Source organism: Lactococcus sp. DD01 (assembly GCF_001578715.1).
Lineage (GTDB): Bacteria > Bacillota > Bacilli > Lactobacillales > Streptococcaceae > Lactococcus > Lactococcus petauri.
On sequence record NZ_KQ968942.1, the window covers coordinates 64,903 to 80,238 of the forward strand.

21 protein-coding genes and 1 riboswitch are annotated in these 15,336 nt (G+C 38.5%); of the genes, 14 read left to right on the forward strand and 7 right to left on the reverse strand.

Annotated elements, in window-relative coordinates; genetic code table 11:
* The first annotated feature begins 24 nt into the window (after positions 1–24).
* Together glnA and LACDD01_RS10085 are read left to right on the forward strand one after the other, a co-directional pair.
* Positions 25–1,365: a type I glutamate--ammonia ligase gene (gene glnA, locus LACDD01_RS10080; protein ID WP_019291962.1), complete on the forward strand. Its 1,341-nt coding sequence runs from the start codon at positions 25–27 to the stop codon at positions 1,363–1,365.
* A 64-nt stretch (positions 1,366–1,429) separates the two neighbouring features.
* A complete protein-coding gene (locus LACDD01_RS10085) occupies positions 1,430–1,861 on the forward strand; it encodes a hypothetical protein (protein WP_019293320.1) in 432 nt (143 codons plus the stop codon).
* Here LACDD01_RS10085 and LACDD01_RS10090 read toward each other — a convergent pair.
* Positions 1,854–2,123, reverse strand: a complete 270-nt coding sequence (locus tag LACDD01_RS10090; protein WP_019293319.1) for a chorismate mutase — start codon at positions 2,121–2,123, stop codon at positions 1,854–1,856. The genes LACDD01_RS10085 and LACDD01_RS10090 overlap by 8 nt on opposite strands.
* A gap of 139 nt (positions 2,124–2,262) precedes the next feature.
* Here LACDD01_RS10090 and LACDD01_RS10095 point away from each other — a divergent pair, with 139 nt between their 5' ends.
* From LACDD01_RS10095 to dnaX, 5 genes are read left to right on the forward strand one after another with little or no spacing between them, the layout of a single operon-like run.
* Positions 2,263–2,529, forward strand: coding sequence for a DUF2089 family protein (locus tag LACDD01_RS10095; RefSeq protein ID WP_061414927.1), 267 nt, complete (start codon positions 2,263–2,265; stop codon positions 2,527–2,529).
* A gap of 1 nt (position 2,530) precedes the next feature.
* Positions 2,531–2,824, forward strand: coding sequence for a hypothetical protein (locus LACDD01_RS10100; RefSeq protein ID WP_061414931.1), 294 nt, complete (start codon positions 2,531–2,533; stop codon positions 2,822–2,824).
* A gap of 56 nt (positions 2,825–2,880) precedes the next feature.
* Complete coding sequence (locus tag LACDD01_RS10105) at positions 2,881–3,360, forward strand: GAF domain-containing protein (RefSeq protein ID WP_003133125.1); 480 nt, start codon at positions 2,881–2,883, stop codon at positions 3,358–3,360.
* A 12-nt stretch (positions 3,361–3,372) separates the two neighbouring features.
* Entirely contained in the window at positions 3,373–3,993 is a 621-nt protein-coding gene (locus tag LACDD01_RS10110; protein ID WP_003133126.1) for a protein kinase family protein, read from the forward strand.
* Positions 3,994–4,005: 12 nt separating this feature from the next.
* A complete protein-coding gene (gene dnaX / locus LACDD01_RS10115; RefSeq protein ID WP_061414934.1) occupies positions 4,006–5,664 on the forward strand; it encodes a DNA polymerase III subunit gamma/tau in 1,659 nt (552 codons plus the stop codon).
* Positions 5,665–5,699: 35 nt separating this feature from the next.
* Here dnaX and LACDD01_RS10120 read toward each other — a convergent pair whose 3' ends face one another.
* Positions 5,700–7,163 carry an amino acid permease gene (locus tag LACDD01_RS10120; RefSeq protein WP_019291956.1) on the reverse strand — a complete coding sequence of 488 codons (1,464 nt, stop codon included), beginning with the start codon at positions 7,161–7,163 and terminating at the stop codon, positions 5,700–5,702.
* A 75-nt stretch (positions 7,164–7,238) separates the two neighbouring features.
* A riboswitch (Lysine riboswitch) is annotated at positions 7,239–7,415 on the reverse strand.
* 214 nt (positions 7,416–7,629) lie between these two features.
* Between LACDD01_RS10120 and LACDD01_RS10125 the strand changes: the two genes are divergently transcribed.
* From LACDD01_RS10125 to LACDD01_RS10145, 5 genes are all read left to right on the forward strand, one after another.
* Positions 7,630–7,842 (forward strand): hypothetical protein, encoded by a 213-nt coding sequence (locus LACDD01_RS10125; RefSeq protein WP_061414937.1) that lies wholly within the window; start codon positions 7,630–7,632, stop codon positions 7,840–7,842.
* 185 nt (positions 7,843–8,027) lie between these two features.
* On the forward strand, positions 8,028–8,321 hold the full coding sequence (gene rpsF / locus LACDD01_RS10130) for a 30S ribosomal protein S6 (protein WP_003133129.1): 294 nt from the start codon (positions 8,028–8,030) through the stop codon (positions 8,319–8,321).
* A gap of 37 nt (positions 8,322–8,358) precedes the next feature.
* The gene (gene ssb, locus LACDD01_RS10135; protein ID WP_017369521.1) at positions 8,359–8,853 is read left to right on the forward strand and encodes a single-stranded DNA-binding protein; all 495 of its coding nucleotides are present in this window, start codon (positions 8,359–8,361) and stop codon (positions 8,851–8,853) included.
* A 119-nt stretch (positions 8,854–8,972) separates the two neighbouring features.
* Positions 8,973–9,218, forward strand: coding sequence for a 30S ribosomal protein S18 (gene rpsR, locus LACDD01_RS10140; protein ID WP_003133134.1), 246 nt, complete (start codon positions 8,973–8,975; stop codon positions 9,216–9,218).
* A 108-nt stretch (positions 9,219–9,326) separates the two neighbouring features.
* Positions 9,327–10,094 carry a metallophosphoesterase gene (locus LACDD01_RS10145; protein ID WP_061414940.1) on the forward strand — a complete coding sequence of 256 codons (768 nt, stop codon included), beginning with the start codon at positions 9,327–9,329 and terminating at the stop codon, positions 10,092–10,094.
* 33 nt (positions 10,095–10,127) lie between these two features.
* On the opposite strand, the gene LACDD01_RS10150 is transcribed toward LACDD01_RS10145, so the two are convergent.
* From LACDD01_RS10150 to LACDD01_RS10170, 5 genes are all read right to left on the reverse strand, one after another.
* The gene (locus LACDD01_RS10150) at positions 10,128–10,436 is read right to left on the reverse strand and encodes a DUF960 domain-containing protein (RefSeq protein WP_019291953.1); all 309 of its coding nucleotides are present in this window, start codon (positions 10,434–10,436) and stop codon (positions 10,128–10,130) included.
* Positions 10,437–10,467: 31 nt separating this feature from the next.
* The gene (locus tag LACDD01_RS10155) at positions 10,468–11,316 is read right to left on the reverse strand and encodes a MurR/RpiR family transcriptional regulator (RefSeq protein ID WP_019291952.1); all 849 of its coding nucleotides are present in this window, start codon (positions 11,314–11,316) and stop codon (positions 10,468–10,470) included.
* An 82-nt stretch (positions 11,317–11,398) separates the two neighbouring features.
* A complete protein-coding gene (gene recX, locus LACDD01_RS10160) occupies positions 11,399–12,232 on the reverse strand; it encodes a recombination regulator RecX (RefSeq protein WP_019335761.1) in 834 nt (277 codons plus the stop codon).
* Positions 12,233–12,355: 123 nt separating this feature from the next.
* Complete coding sequence (locus LACDD01_RS10165) at positions 12,356–13,537, reverse strand: MFS transporter (RefSeq protein WP_061414943.1); 1,182 nt, start codon at positions 13,535–13,537, stop codon at positions 12,356–12,358.
* A 16-nt stretch (positions 13,538–13,553) separates the two neighbouring features.
* Complete coding sequence (locus tag LACDD01_RS10170; RefSeq protein WP_061414947.1) at positions 13,554–14,372, reverse strand: aldo/keto reductase; 819 nt, start codon at positions 14,370–14,372, stop codon at positions 13,554–13,556.
* Positions 14,373–14,513: 141 nt separating this feature from the next.
* Here LACDD01_RS10170 and LACDD01_RS10175 point away from each other — a divergent pair, with 141 nt between their 5' ends.
* Positions 14,514–14,891, forward strand: coding sequence for a winged helix-turn-helix transcriptional regulator (locus LACDD01_RS10175; RefSeq protein WP_019335764.1), 378 nt, complete (start codon positions 14,514–14,516; stop codon positions 14,889–14,891).
* 8 nt (positions 14,892–14,899) lie between these two features.
* On the forward strand, positions 14,900–15,292 hold the full coding sequence (locus LACDD01_RS10180) for an SMU1112c/YaeR family gloxylase I-like metalloprotein (protein ID WP_019335765.1): 393 nt from the start codon (positions 14,900–14,902) through the stop codon (positions 15,290–15,292).
* Positions 15,293–15,336: the final 44 nt, after the last annotated feature.

Genomic DNA, 15,336 nt, shown 5'->3' on the forward strand with positions numbered 1-15,336 from the left:
TTTATTCTTAAAAGGAGCCGTATTATGGGAATCACAGCAGCAAACATCCGTCGTGATGTCAAAGAAAAAAATATTAAGTTTCTACGTCTAATGTTTACCGATATTTTAGGAACACTTAAAAACGTAGAAGTTCCAGCAACTGATGAACAGTTAGACAAACTTTTTGACAACAAGATGATGTTTGATGGCAGTTCAATTGAAGGCTTTGTCCGCATCAATGAATCAGATATGTACCTCTATCCAGATTGGGACACATGGATTATCTTCCCTTGGGGAGATGAGTACGGAAAAGTAGCTGGCGTTATCTGTGATGTTTATACAGCAGAAGGACAACCTTTCCCAGGAGATCCACGTGGCGTATTGAAACGTAATCTTAAAAATATGGAAAAATTAGGCTTTAAAAAATTCAATCTTGGTCCAGAACCTGAATTTTTCCTCTTCAAGCTTGATGAAAATCAAGAACCAACACTGGAAGTAAACGATAAAGGTGGATATTTTGATCTCGCACCGACCGACTTGGCAGGAAATACACGTCGCGAAATCGTAAATGTCCTTACTGACCTTGGTTTTGAAGTAGAAGCAAGCCACCATGAAGTAGCTGTTGGGCAACACGAGATTGACTTCAAGTATGCCGATGCATTGAAAGCTTGTGACAATATTCAAATCTTTAAACTTGTGGTAAAAACAATCGCACGTAAACATGGTTTACACGCAACCTTTATGGCCAAACCTAAGTTTGGTATTAATGGATCTGGTATGCACTGCAACATGTCGCTCTTCACAGAAGATGGGCAAAATGCTTTCTATGATGAAGCAGGTGATATGGGACTTTCGGAAGCTGCAAACTACTTTATTGGCGGTTTGCTCAAGCACGCTTATAACTATACAGCCATCACTAACCCAACAGTTAATAGCTACAAACGTTTAGTGCCCGGATATGAAGCACCAGTTTACATTGCCTGGGCTGGTCGTAACCGCTCACCGCTAATTCGCGTACCAGCATCCCGTGGTATGTCTACACGTGTCGAGCTTCGTTCAGTAGATCCATCAGCCAATCCTTACTTGACAATGGCTGTTCTCCTTGCCTCTGGTCTTGATGGGATTGAAAATAAAATCGCCGCACCAGAAGCTGTTGAAGCGAATATTTATGTAATGACCGAAAGTGAACGTAAAGCACATGGTATTACAGACTTGCCGTCGACTTTACACAATGCTGTGAAGGCACTACGTGAAGATGAAGTAGTAACAGCTGCCTTAGGTGAGCATGTTTTGGTTAACTTTGTGGAAGCTAAAAAAATCGAATGGGCGAGCTATGCACAATTTGTAAGTCAATGGGAAATCGATAACTATTTGGAACTTTACTAAAAGAGATAAGCATCTTTAAGATGCTTTTTTTGAATTTTTATACTAAAAAGACTAAACTATACATATGGATATAAAAGAAAATTTAAAAAATATTATAGATAAATTAGACTATGGACAGGTTGCAAAACTTGCAATGTTGGAGAGAGGAGCTTATGCAGTATCTGGACCGCAGGAAGCAGCTGCTGATGGTGACCTGTTTGAGGACTTTGCATCCAAATACTTGTCGGAGAATGAAGATTTGACGGTTGTTAATCGCAAAGACCCAGAAGTTGCACTTCAACCAGAAGATTTTGAGGTATTGCTTGGTCAACTAAAAGCTCCTCAACATATCATTTTCGTAGAATGTCTTGAATTAGGTACGACTGAAATTAAGGGCTTTTTGAATGCCTTACTCTCGGCTGGTTTAATCGAAAGTAGCAAGGTAGTTCTCTTGGACTTGCCACAATTAGAATATATGGCATTACGTTCAAGTATGAAAGGAAAAATCGCTATTTAAAGCGATTTTTTTCTTGATATTCTCGGGAACGTTTCATAATTTCTTTATAGATAGAGTGGATAGCTGGCTCGTATTGGAGTTTCTCTGTCCTTTTTTTTATCTTTTCGAGAATAAAGTATTCTCGATCCGCATCGTAGACATTTTTATTTTCTTCTGCCTTAGCTGTGATTACCTCGTCAACCAAGGACATGCGTCTTTCTAAAAGCGCAATAATTTGATCGTCTAGTGCATCAATTTCTTTACGGGTTTTTTCTAAAGTCATATTTTTATTATGACACAAAAGCTTCTGGAGGACAATTTTTAAATAAAAAAAGCAATCTACATTTATTAAAATGAAAAAGTTTGTCTTTCGACTTTAATAATGTTAAACTTTAATAAATAATATTAAGGTTGGAGAAATTATGGATTGGTTTTTTAATCTGGAAGATGAAGAACAAGAATTTATCAAACAATTTATTTTTGCATCGGGTTCTTTGAAAGAGTTGGCCAGGTATTATGGGGTGAGTTATCCTACAGTGCGGTTGCGTGTAGACCGTTTAATTGAGAAAATTGCTCTGAATGATACTAAAAAGGATTCCTTTGAAGTGAGTATTATGCAAATGGTTATTGATGAAAAAGTGAGTCTGAGCAGTGCAAAAGAGATTATAAGAAAATATAGGGAGATTTGAGATGAATCATTTAATGGATATAGCAATAATTGGAGTCATTATCGCATTTCAGACATTTGCGGGATATAGGGAAAATAAGTACTTGGGTGCCATACTTCCGCTTGCTTTCTTGGCCGCTGTAGGTGTTTTCTTATACAGAGGTGCTCTCGGGTTTAATTTTAAAGATATTGTGATGCCCTTTGTTGGACTCTTTGTCTTAATCATGCTGTATCAAGGAGGAAAAGAGTCAAGAAAAAGCAAGATAAATAAAGAGTTAGAGAAAATGAAAGCCAAAGATATTTCAAAAAGAAAATAAGAGATAATTTAACCGCAAGTATTGACTCTATTGTGGGTTAAGTTTATAATTATAAGATGAATAAAAGCGAAAAAATTGAAGGATATGAACTCCTTAACCTACAATTGAAAGGTTTACTTTCAACACAAAACTATACATTGTCAAATCTCTCCAACGCATCAGCTCTTCTTAATGACTTCTTGCCTAATCAAGTCTTTGCAGGGTTTTATTTGTACAACGGCGAACAACTTATTTTAGGTCCTTTTCAAGGTGGGGTTTCTTGTGTCGAAATAAAGTTAGGCGCTGGAGTATGTGGTGAAGCCGCAGAAAAACGCCAAACATTGATTGTTGACAATGTTAAAGAACATAAAAACTATATTTCTTGTGACAGCCGAGCACTGTCAGAAATTGTAGTACCGATTATTAAAGACGGCGAATTAAAAGGAGTTTTAGATTTGGATGCTTCAGAAACTTCCTTTTATGATGATGTCGATCAAAAATATCTTGAAGAATTTTGCCACATTTTGTCAGATATGACTGATTGGAAATTTTTTTGAGCGAGGTAAACAATGAAGGAAACAGTAAATAACTTTATAGCAGATAAATTTGGTACCAGTGAGGTGAAGCCTGTAGGTTTTAATGCTTTGGCTCAACCTAAAGCATTTGCTCAAGATTTGGGTAACTTTGTGTATCAGTTGCACCAATTAGAAGCAACGGGAGCCGAAAGCCCAGCCTTAATGTTGCCGGTCATCGAAGCTGAATTTTTGACACTGTTGGATCAAATGAAAAGAATTGCACCTGTAGAAGGTCTGCGCTTGTATTGGGATAAAGCTTCTAAAAATCCATGGACTAAGCCCGCGGTCGTGTTACATGGGGATTTGAACTTAGATACCGTGTGGAAGATGGCCGACAAATTTTCGGGAGTGGCTGAAACAACAGCTTCCATAGTTGGCGATCCAGCCTGTGATTTGACTATTGCATGGGAAATATTTGATGAGAAACAAAGAAAGATATTTTTCTCCGCCGCTGAAGCCGATAAGGCAACAGTCATCCGCGCTCGCGTTTGGGCTATTTACAAGGCAATGAAAAATTATAACGCTGCCGATATTGATCAGTCTATACTGGCGCGTGATGTTCTTTTCCGAATCAATGAAGAGCTCGGTCTTGGCGCAGAGCCAGACCTTTATTAGAAGGAATGAAAAATGGCTTACCAAGCTTTATATAGAAAATACCGTAGTCAAAGATTTGATGAGATGGTTGGCCAAGAAGTGGTGGCCACAACCTTAAAGAATGCTATCGTTAATGGGCAGATTTCCCACGCTTATCTTTTTAGTGGTCCACGTGGGACAGGAAAAACTTCCGCGGCAAAAATTTTTGCCAAAGCAATTAACTGTCCTAATCAGAAAGAGGGAGAGCCTTGTAACACTTGTGATATTTGTCAAGCTATTACCCAAGGCAGTCTTGAAGATGTGATTGAACTTGATGCTGCTTCGAATAATGGAGTTGACGAAATTCGTGAGATTCGAGATAAATCAACCTATGCAGCCAGTCGCGCAACTTATAAGGTTTATATTATCGATGAGGTTCATATGCTTTCAACGGGAGCATTCAACGCTTTACTGAAAACCTTGGAAGAACCTACAGATAATGTTGTCTTTGTTTTAGCAACAACTGAGCTTCAAAAAATTCCGGCAACAATTATTAGTCGTGTGCAGAGATTTGCTTTTAAAGCTATCACGACAAATGATATTCGTCAGCACTTAGCAGAAGTTTTAGCTGATGAGAAGATTGAGTTTGAAGATGCGGCACTTGATGTCATTGCAAAATCTGCCGAGGGAGGAATGCGTGATGCCTTGAGTTTATTGGATCAGGCCTTAAGTTTTTCTGATGGCAAGCTTGCAGAGAAGGATGCTCTTTTAGTGACAGGCTCCATTGCCAATGAAGCGCTTGTCTCTTATGTTGCAGCATTGACCGCTTCAGATGGACCAACTGCACTTGATGCTTTGGAGAAAATCTTTCTTGAAGGTAAAAATATGTTGCGTTTTACGGAAGATCTCTTAACTTATTTCCGTGATTTGCTTTTGCGGGAAAATAATGAAATCCCACGACCTCGTCTTTACCAATGGATCAACATTGCGATTGAGTCTCTGAAAATTATTAAAGAAACAACACAGAGCAAAATTGCTGCTGATGTGATGACGATGCGTCTTGTAGATGCAGGTGCTTATTCTTCTGCGGAAGATAAGGAAGTTCCGGAAAGTTTGAGCCATGAGCTTCAGGCTTTAAAAGCAGAAGTTGCAGAGCTAAAAGCTAAATTGGCAGAAACGGGCAACCAAACGGTGGTATCCACTGTCAGTCAAGAAGTTCAAATTAAGCAGCAAGTGAAAACGAAAACAGTCACCGAAAAGTACACTGTAAATCAAGATTTGGTTTTTAAAGCTTTAAAGGAAGCGACCAACGAAGCTCGTCAAGCAGTTTTTGGTGCATGGCCTGAAATTGTTTCCAGCTTTACCAAACCTTCAGACCGTGCCTTAATCAATAATACTGCCCCCGTGGCAGCCTCAAGTAATTTTGTGGTAGTTACTTTTCCTCATGGTAATTTAGCAAAGCGTGTTACGGAAAATGAAAACCTACAATTAACTTTTGGCAATTTAATGTCATCAATATTGGGATTCTCGCCTGAGATTATTGCTTTAGCAGAGCAAGATTGGCAGTCTGTACGTCAAGAGTATGTCTTAAGCCTTAAAAAAGGGGAGCAGCATGTTACAAAAGATACGGAATCTGAGCCAGAAGCAGAAGAAGTTCTTGTAAGTAAGGCTAAAGAATTTTTTGGCGAAAAAGTGAAGATAATCAACGACTAAAAAAACGCCTTATGGCGTTTTTTTTTTTAGTCGTTTTAATCAATATCACGGCTTAAATCAACTTCTTCAAGCGGAATAAGTTTTGTTTTCTTCACGATTTTGTAAGAGAAATATAAAATCAAGAAGAGAGGTAAAGCAAGGTAGGTCGTAATGATGCTTTGCGCATTCATCGTTACGGTAGTAATTTGCCCGATAACGATAATGATTGAAAGAATAAGAGCGATGATTGGTCCAATAGGGAACCATTTAGCATGGTAGCCTAACTCAGAAAGTTTATGACCTTGTTTAATAAAAGCACGGCGGAAGCGGAAATGGCAGATAGCAATTCCAATCCAAGCCAAGAAACCAGACAAACCGGAAGCAGCGACCAAATAGAAATAAATTTCAGTTCCGAAGATACTTGTTAAGAAGGCCAAAAGACCGATGGCAACAGTCGCTAAAATTGCATAAATTGGTACGCCGTTACTTGTATTTGTTTTAGCGAAGATTTTCGGTGCATGCCCCTCTTTTGCCATACCAAAAAGCATGCGAGAAGCAGCATATAACCAAGAGTTTGCAGATGAAATAACCGAGGTTAAGATGACAGCATTCATAACGGATGCAGCAGCAGCTAAGCCAGCACGTTCAAATACCAAGGTAAATGGAGAAACGGTAATGTCGCTTTGGGTTGCTGCACGGAGAAGACTAGGGTCTTTATAGTAAACCAAGGCACCGATTACGAATATTGAGAGGAAATAGAAAATAATAATCCGCCAAAAGACTTGTTTAATCGCTGAGGGTACATTTTTCTCAGGGTTTTCTGACTCGCCGGCTGCGATACCAACGATTTCTGTACCTTGGAAAGAGAAGCCTGCAATCATGAAGACAGCAATCATACCTCCAATACCACCGACAAAACCATGATTTCCTCCAGCAGAAAGATTGCGTGCCACATCTGGCTTATAACTCATAACTCCAAAAATTGTTGCGAGACCAATCACGATAAAGGCGATAACAGCGATGACTTTAATTGTCGCCATCCAAAATTCTGCTTCACCATAAGCTTTAGCTGAAATGAGGTTAACCAAGAGGATGAGCGCAATCACAATAGTCGACCATATCCATGTGGGCACATGGGGCAACCAGAACTGCATAATAACACCAACTGTAGCTGCCTCAACCGCTACAGTAATTGCTGAGTTAAACCAATAGTTCCATCCCATAGCGAAGCCGAAAGCTTTATCTACATAACGGTCAGCGAAAGAAGCAAAAGAGCCTGATACTGGAAGATAGGAAGCCATTTCACCTAAAGACGTCATAAGGAAGAAAACCATGAGCCCAATGGCGACATAGGCAACTAACGCGCCTAAAGGTCCAGCTTGAGAAATCGTTGCGCCTGATGCAACAAATAGCCCGGTGCCAATAGTTCCTCCTAAGGCAATCATTGTTAAGTGACGATGTTTAAGGCCACGTTTAACTTGCGTGGATGGCGTGGCCTCATTATTTGAAGTATTATCCATTACTTCTCTCCTAAATTTATAAATATTAATACAAAAAGCAATCCCTAGAGATTGCTAAACGTCAGAAAGATCTTTCATCCGAATAGCGCATCATGGTCATAGTTAGACCACGACAGTTTAACAGGTATTTCCCGCTAAACCAAGAAAAGTCGGTGAGCATAACTTTTCTTTCGGCAACCGCTCCTGGGCTAAACTTCTCAGCATGCTCTAGCTCTGCTTAGCTTATTATTGGTTGCGACCTCTATCGTTTATTAAGTATTTATGAATATTTTAGATTAATTTGAGAGGGATGTCAAGGACGAGCCTGCTAGATTTGAATAATTATACACGTTGTTGTTTAAAATTACAGATTTTTTAATGTTTAGCCATTAAAAATCTAGACATTTGTTTTAGAGATTAAAAAGAGTTATAATATAAGAAGAGATGATTGCGTTTTCATCTCAATTATATCTGGAGGTGGTTTTCAATGACGTTTACCCCAAAATATGTATCTCCAACTTACGTGGGAGAAAAAATAGTATGCGTAACCCGTAGCCAGGAAGGGGAAATCTCCCACTTATACCAGCGCTTTGATAGCCGTTGCAAGTTGCATTTTATCGTGAAAAAGCTTGGCTATTATCAATCGAAAGAAGGTGAGTATCGCTACATTCCAGCTAATGTGCTTGAGGTAGTCGCTTAATAATAAAAAATGATGAGAAATCTTCTGCAGAGGCAGAGGGTTATTTTTTATTTTATAATAGAATAAATAAGATAAATCAACTTGCAAAATGTAGCTAAATTTGATAGAATATATACTTGTGAGTAAAAACTCATAACTTACACAGGCTCCAACCTGTGTCATTAGTCCAAAAGGAGGAAAAATCAATGACAAAATACGAAATTCTTTATATTATTCGTCCAAACATTGAAGAAGAAGCAAAGAAAGCCCTCGTTGAACGTTTCGATAGTATCTTGACTGACAACGGTGCTGCTAATCTTGAGTCTAAAGACTGGGAAACACGCAAACTCGCTTACGAAATTCAAGACTTCCGCGAAGGTATCTACCACATCGTAACTCTTGAAGCTGCTACTGATTCAGAAGCTTTGAGCGAATTTGACCGTCTTGCTAAGATTAACGGCGACATTCTTCGTCACATGATCACTAAAGTAGAAGCTTAATTCTAGTTTAGCTGGACAAATTTAAAGGAGAAGCATCATGATTAATAATGTTGTTTTGGTCGGACGCGTTGTGCGTGACCCTGAACTGCGATACACACCGCAAAATACTGCGGTTGCTACATTTACGATTGCTGTTAACCGTCGTTTTAAAAACGCGCAAGGCGAACGTGAAGCTGATTTCATTAACTGTGTCATCTGGCGTCAATCTGCTGAAAACTTGGCAAATTGGGCTAAAAAAGGTGCCTTGATTGGTGTAACAGGTAGTATTCAAGTGCGAAATTATGAAAACAAAGAAGGTCAACGTGTTTACGTGACCGAAGTATTGGCTGATAACTTCCAAATGCTTGAAAGTCGTGCCGCACGTGAAGGTGGCTCTGGTTCATATTCTGCACCACAGCAACAACAATCACAAAATCGTCCTTTTGCTGGCTCTAACAGCTCAGCAGGAAATTCAACACCTGATTTTGGTCGTGATGCAGATCCATTTGGTGGCTCACCGATGGAAATCTCAGATGATGATCTTCCATTCTAATAAGTAAGGCAGCTGTACAAGGCAGTCTAACTGAGCCCTATTCGTTGAGTATAAAAGCGGTATCCGTATTGACTTTTCTACTCAACAACATCATACAATAATATAAGGAGAAACACACTATGGCTTTTCAAAAACGTGGTGGCTTCAAACGCCGTAAAAAAGTTGACTTTATCGCAGCTAACAAAATCGAAGTTGTTGATTACAAAGACACTGAACTCTTGAAACGTTTTATCTCAGAACGTGGTAAAATCTTGCCACGTCGCGTAACTGGTACTTCAGCTAAAAACCAACGTAAAGTGGTTACAGCTATCAAACGCGCACGTGTTATGGCTCTCTTGCCATTCGTAGCTTCAGACGAAAACTAAGAAATAACTAGGCACCTTCGGGTGTTTTTTTGTTACGTGCTTTGATACAATAGGGAGCGTGAATCTCATTATGAAGAATAAAAAATCTGAATATGGTAAAATAAAGCAATGACATGGATTATAATTTTACTTTTCTGCCTTTTGGCTTATGGTATTTTCGTTGAACCGCATTTGATGCGTGTGCGACAAGTGAAAATTTCAAACACAGCCGGGCTGAAAGTTGCACACTTTACCGATACACATTTTAATTGGCACACACATCCACGCCGCTTTTTTAAATTTTCAAAACACATAAATAAAACACAACCTGACTTGATCTTGTTCACAGGCGACTTATTTGATAAAGTCGATTGGGCGCAAGCGCATGATGTTGATAAGGTAAAAGAAATTTTAGCAGAACTTGAAGCACCCTTAGGAAAATTTGCGATTTTGGGTAATCATGATTTTTCGCATGAAGGGGATGCTAACTATATAAGAACTTTTCTAAAGGAAGCAGGTTTTACTGTACTTACCAACCAATCACTCATGTCAGGAACAGTATCATTAACCGGACTTGATGATTTACGTGAAGGACAACCAAATTTTAGTATGGTCCCTGAGCAAGGAAAGTTTTCGATTTTAATGATTCATGAGCCGGATACGATTTTACAAGTAGAATTTCCTGAAAAATATGATTTAGTCGTTGCAGGACATAGCCATGGTGGGCAAATTCGTCTTGGTAATTTGCGCTTACGTAATGATGGCTCAAAGGTGTATGATTCTGGTCTATACATATTAGGGAAATATACAAAACTTTTTGTCAATGCCGGTATTGGCCTAACCTTTTTACCAATCAGATTTGGTGTTCCTCCAGAAATCGTCTATTATGAAATTTAAAAAGTCTCCAGAATTTTATCTGGAGACTTTTGTTTAACGTTCTTGTGAAGAGATAATGGTTTCTTTACCATTATTATCAACAGCATGGAAATGCCGAGGCCAAGAATTATTAAAAGGGTATTGGAAATCAACTGTAATGGTTAAAGGATTGTGCGGCTGTGAAAATTTCACAGAAAGCAGTCCTTTTTGGTTGAGTAATTCAAAATTGATAAGGGGCTCAAGCGGGATAACGCCTTTTAGCTGATTGTCAATGATGAACCAAAAACTGTCAATGATTTCACCAGGAATACTAGAGACAGTTCCATAGCTTGCATAGCGTCCTTTTGTTTCAGTAAATGCCATTTTGGTCCTCCTTTATCATTAACTTTCTAGTTTAATTTAAACGGGTTTGGCTGATCACTTCTCGAATGTTTTCCAAAGTATCTTCGATTGAATCCTGAGCTTTCATCCCGTACATCAAAAAGATGGCATCGAGAAGACTAATTTGAGAAACGGTTGAAGCGACAGCTTCAGGTCGAAAAGATATTTCTTCAGCGATTGAAATAAGTGCCAAGTCGCTTTTTTTCACCAAGGCTGAGTTGGCAAATGACGTAATGGCAATCACAGGAACGTGATTGCTCTTCAAAATATCAACGATTTTCAGTGTATCTTTGTTTTTACCAGTATGTGAGATAACAAAAGCACAGTCTTTTTCGGTCAGTTTAGAAGCCAACATTTGTTGATAATGAAAATCCTGATGATATACCGTTTGCAGTGGCATACGCAAAAATTTATGGTAAGCAATTAAAGCAACGGCATTAGAGCCACCCAGACCAAAAAAACCACATGTTTTGGCGGATAGGAGGATGTTCATAACCTTATCCAAAGTTTCGCTCTCTATCAGCTGCAATGTTGCATTGAGAGAAGAAATATTACTTGTAAAATTCTTGGCAAGAATATCTTTATAGCTATCTTCTGGCGATAGTTCGCTGAAAAAGTTGTCGGATTTAAATTTTTCGGTGCTGTGGATAGCTAACTTTAAATCTTGAAATGAATCAAAACCGATTTTTTTGGCAAAACGCGAAATGGTTGCAGTAGATACTTTAGTATTCTTTGCGAATTCTTGAATGGATAAGCGGGCAGCCGTGTCCATATTTTCAATCAAGTAATTTGAAATGGCTTGATCAGATTTACTGAGATTATCGTAATAAGAGTTGATACGTGTGATGAGAGATTGTGTCATATGCTTTCCAGTCTTGCTTTTATTATATCATAACACAATTTTGAGGTGGAAAATGGGAAATGCTTTTAAAGAGAAAGTTGATTTATTCCTCTTCAAAATCATAGTCTCGTATTGCGCTAGAAATATCACTAAAGTCGAAACCTTTACGGGCTAAGGCTTGGGTGATGCGTTGCTTAAGCTCATAGCCTTCGTATTTTCTACTGTATTTACGGGCACTTTTGTCGAGTTCAGTGTAAAGGAGCTCTAACTCATTTTCTTCATCCACTTCAAGTTCTAGACTTTCAAGAGCTATAGCGCTAATGGCATAGGAAAAACCCTTAGCAGTGAGTCCTTGTGTGATTTTTTGTTTTAGTTGTTGTCGAGTGTGACGACTTGCTTTTTGACGGACTATCTTTTCCGCAAGAGCGACAGCCACGTCAATTTGTTTTTCTTCATTGAAAACTTGTGCTATACCCTCATCAATAAGTTGTAAATCTAGCCCCTTTAGGTGGAGTTTCTGTTTGATCTGATAAGGACCAGCACTTGCTGTGCGTACTTTTCCCTGGATATAACTTTCGATATAAGCTCGGTCGTTGAGGAGACCATTTTTAGTAAGGTTGTCAATGATCGCTTCGATTTGAATTGGTTGGATATTGTGTTCATAGAGGTACTTTTTGACTTCTGATGATGTCCGAGCCTTGTAGGAGATAAAGTAAAGTGCTAAGGATTTACCTTGCGCAAAATTGTCAAAAGCTAACAGCTGCTCCAGTTCCGCTGTAGAAAAGGCTTTATCCCTCGTCAGCATATATTTTACAACTGTATCCTCACAGACGTAAATTTTATCTTTAGCTTCCTCCCAGTCCTTATATGAAAAAGGCTCTGTTAGTATAACTTTATAAAGCTTTTTGAGTTTTGTGATTTCCTTGATTTTTATCATAACTTTATTATAACAGAGTACCGGATGAAGGAGAAATAGATTTTTTGGATCTAAGAAAAAAGCACTAGCGAATGAACTAGTAGCTTTTTCTAAAGTTGTCTTTGTTTTTTATCTTGGAGTGATTTATTTGATAGCAACTTTTTGTTTTTGAGCCCCAATAATGAGAAGCATAGCAAGGAGGACAATAACAATCCCTGCAAGTGGTGTATAGATAACGCTACTTATCTTCGCTACCTCGCCACCGGCAAATGAACCCAGTGTAATACCAATGTTGAAAGCTGAAATATTAAAAGCTGAAACAAGAGTGATGTCTTGGGGAGTGAATTTTTCAGCCAGTTGGACAACATAGAGTTGTAAACCAGGCACGTTCATGAAGGCAAATAAACCCAGCAAAAGCGTTGCAAGTAATCCAAGCCACTGAGAAGCCAATAGTGCTGCTATAAAAAGGATAAGCAAACTTGCAGTTAAAGCACCAAACATTTTGAGTAATACAGGTAAAATATTTTTATTTGAGTAATGTCCACCGATAGTATTACCGATTGCTACCATTATACCGTAAGCGACCAGAACGACAACAACAGTACTTGAGCTGAAATTAAAGGTATCTTCTAATAAAGGAGCTAAATAAGTATAAGCAGCAAAGGTACCACCGTAACCAAAAGCAGTAATAAAGAAAGAAGTCATAATGTATTTATTGCGGAAAATTCTCGCAAAACCACTTAAATTTACTTTGCCTGGTATAGGGAGGTTTGTCGGAATTAAAAAGATGCTCGCTAATAATCCAATCAATCCAATTGCGGCAATGAAGATAAAGGACATATGCCATGTAGAATGTTGTCCGATAAAAGTTCCCAAAGGCACGCCGATAACAGTTGCTACAGTAAGTCCTGTAAACATCAAAGCAATAGCAGAAGCACGTTTTTCAGGACGAACTACATTTGCAGCAATAAGTGTTGACACCGACATAAAGATACCATGTGCTAACGCTGCTAAAATACGTCCAACTAAGAGCAGGAGGAAAGTTGGAGCAAAAGCAGATAAGAGATTACCGCTGATAAAGAGTAGCATAATAGCTAACATTAATGAGCGCCGATTCCATGTGCCTGTAACAATCGTAAGAAGAGGTGCTCCAATAGTCACACCTAAGGCATATAAAGAGACGGTAAGTCCTGCTTGAGATAAATTGATATTAAAAGTGTTCACAATCATCGGCATAAGACCAACACTGATGAATTCTGTTGAACCTATGGCAAAGGCATTAATGGCTAAAGCCAATAAGGTTAGGCTTGGTGAAATTTTTTTCATGAAGGTTTCCTATTTTTTAAAAATTAAATGTTTCTGGATTTGGTCCCACGCGCAGATTTTCATCAAGATTGTTGAGGAGTTCCATATCATCTTGATCCAGAGAGAAATCAAAGATATCACGGTTGGCAAGCATACGTTCTGTTTTGACAGATTTCACGTTAACCAAAATACCTTGCTCTAAATGCCAACGAAGGATAACTTGTGCTGTTGATTTATTGTGCTTCTGAGCAATTGTTTTAATTGTTTCATTGTCTAACAGTTGTCCTTGCATCAATGGGGACCAAGCTTGTACTTTAATATCGTGTGCTTCTAAAAAGTGACGCAGTTCTTTTTGAGCAAGTTTAGGGTGAAGCTCGATTTGATTTACTGCAGGGATAATTTGTGCATAATTAAAGAGACGCTCTAAGTGATGTTTTTGGAAGTTACTTACACCGATAGCTTTGATACGACCGTCTTTGTAGAGGTCTTCCATAGCTTTCCAAGAAGCTTCAAACCCATAATCAGTACCTGGCCAGTGAATGAGATAAAGATCAAGGTAATCCAGACCTAATTTTTCTAAACTTGTTTCAAAGCTTTGAATGGTTTCCTCATAAGAAAGGTTGCTGCCCCATAGTTTTGATGTGATGAAGAGGTCTTCGCGTGTAAGATTTGTGTCTTCAAGGCCAGCCTTGATCCCTTGTCCTGTGCCTTCTTCGTTACCATAAATTTGGGCGGTATCGATCAAACGATAGCCGTTGATGATTCCGTTTTTTACGACTTCAGCAGTTTCCTCATTTGAGATTTGGAAAACGCCTAATCCTAATTCGGGGATATGTGTTGTATTGTTAAGTTTCATTGTCTTTTCTCCTTAGGTTTTCTTTTGACAAAAAATAGTATATAATAAAAATAACTTGTTGAATAGTACCTACTTTTTTGTCATATACATACAAAAAAGTAAGTTTTGTTTGAAATAAAGGATTTAGAAAGGAAATTTTTTTTGGAAAAAACTTATAACATAGGTGTAGAAGCCACAATGGACGTCATTGGTGGAAAATGGAAATCTATCATTTTGTGTAACCTCAGACACCAACCACGCCGTCCAGGGGAACTTAAACGAAGTATTCCAGGGATCAGTCAAAAAATGCTTACACAACAATTACGTGAATTAGAGCTGGATAATATCATTGTCCGCACCGTTTACAATCAAGTGCCGCCAAAAGTTGAATATTCGCTTAGCCCATATGGTGAAAGCTTGAATAACATTTTAGATAATCTTTGTTCTTGGGGGGAAGATCACGTCCGTAATCTCAAAGCTCAAGGAGAAGAAGTCTGCATCTTGGAAGAAGATGAACTTACGGCTGAGAAGATAAGATAGAGGGAAACATGTATACACCAAATTTTAAGAGCATACATCATATCGCTATTATAGGGAGTGATTATGAAAAATCACGACACTTTTATGTAGATATTCTGGGATTTCCAGTAATCAGAGAAAGCCATCGTCCGGATAAAGGGGATGTGAAAATCGATCTTCAAATGAATGACAGTACTGAAATAGAGCTCTTCATTAAAATTGATGCCCCTGAGCGTGTCTCCTATCCAGAGGCGAAAGGTTTACGTCATTTGGCAATACAGACCGATAATATTGAAGCAGACATAGCTTATTTATCGGATCAAGGGATTAAAGTTGAAGAACTGCGCGTGGATGAAATTACCAATAAAAAGATGGTTTTCTTCTATGATCCTGATGAATTGCCAATAGAATTACATGAATAGAAAAAAATTCCAGTGAAGGTACTGGAATTTTTCTTTACAATTAG

Excerpts from the sequence above, each read along its gene's own strand:
- LACDD01_RS10170 (WP_061414947.1), bottom strand. The coding sequence starts at position 14,372 with ATGAAACTTAACAATACAACACATATCCCCGAATTAGGATTAGGCGTT.
- LACDD01_RS10090 (WP_019293319.1), bottom strand. The coding sequence starts at position 2,123 with ATGACTTTAGAAAAAACCCGTAAAGAAATTGATGCACTAGACGATCAA.
- rpsR (WP_003133134.1), top strand. The coding sequence starts at position 8,973 with ATGGCTTTTCAAAAACGTGGTGGCTTCAAACGCCGTAAAAAAGTTGAC.
- LACDD01_RS10125 (WP_061414937.1), top strand. The coding sequence starts at position 7,630 with ATGACGTTTACCCCAAAATATGTATCTCCAACTTACGTGGGAGAAAAA.
- LACDD01_RS10105 (WP_003133125.1), top strand. The coding sequence starts at position 2,881 with ATGAATAAAAGCGAAAAAATTGAAGGATATGAACTCCTTAACCTACAA.
- LACDD01_RS10085 (WP_019293320.1), top strand. The coding sequence starts at position 1,430 with ATGGATATAAAAGAAAATTTAAAAAATATTATAGATAAATTAGACTAT.
- ssb (WP_017369521.1), top strand. The coding sequence starts at position 8,359 with ATGATTAATAATGTTGTTTTGGTCGGACGCGTTGTGCGTGACCCTGAA.
- rpsF (WP_003133129.1), top strand. The coding sequence starts at position 8,028 with ATGACAAAATACGAAATTCTTTATATTATTCGTCCAAACATTGAAGAA.
- recX (WP_019335761.1), bottom strand. The coding sequence starts at position 12,232 with ATGATAAAAATCAAGGAAATCACAAAACTCAAAAAGCTTTATAAAGTT.
- LACDD01_RS10150 (WP_019291953.1), bottom strand. The coding sequence starts at position 10,436 with ATGGCATTTACTGAAACAAAAGGACGCTATGCAAGCTATGGAACTGTC.
- LACDD01_RS10120 (WP_019291956.1), bottom strand. The coding sequence starts at position 7,163 with ATGGATAATACTTCAAATAATGAGGCCACGCCATCCACGCAAGTTAAA.
- glnA (WP_019291962.1), top strand. The coding sequence starts at position 25 with ATGGGAATCACAGCAGCAAACATCCGTCGTGATGTCAAAGAAAAAAAT.
- LACDD01_RS10110 (WP_003133126.1), top strand. The coding sequence starts at position 3,373 with ATGAAGGAAACAGTAAATAACTTTATAGCAGATAAATTTGGTACCAGT.
- LACDD01_RS10100 (WP_061414931.1), top strand. The coding sequence starts at position 2,531 with ATGAATCATTTAATGGATATAGCAATAATTGGAGTCATTATCGCATTT.
- LACDD01_RS10180 (WP_019335765.1), top strand. The coding sequence starts at position 14,900 with ATGTATACACCAAATTTTAAGAGCATACATCATATCGCTATTATAGGG.
- dnaX (WP_061414934.1), top strand. The coding sequence starts at position 4,006 with ATGGCTTACCAAGCTTTATATAGAAAATACCGTAGTCAAAGATTTGAT.
- LACDD01_RS10165 (WP_061414943.1), bottom strand. The coding sequence starts at position 13,537 with ATGAAAAAAATTTCACCAAGCCTAACCTTATTGGCTTTAGCCATTAAT.
- LACDD01_RS10095 (WP_061414927.1), top strand. The coding sequence starts at position 2,263 with ATGGATTGGTTTTTTAATCTGGAAGATGAAGAACAAGAATTTATCAAA.
- LACDD01_RS10155 (WP_019291952.1), bottom strand. The coding sequence starts at position 11,316 with ATGACACAATCTCTCATCACACGTATCAACTCTTATTACGATAATCTC.
- LACDD01_RS10145 (WP_061414940.1), top strand. The coding sequence starts at position 9,327 with ATGACATGGATTATAATTTTACTTTTCTGCCTTTTGGCTTATGGTATT.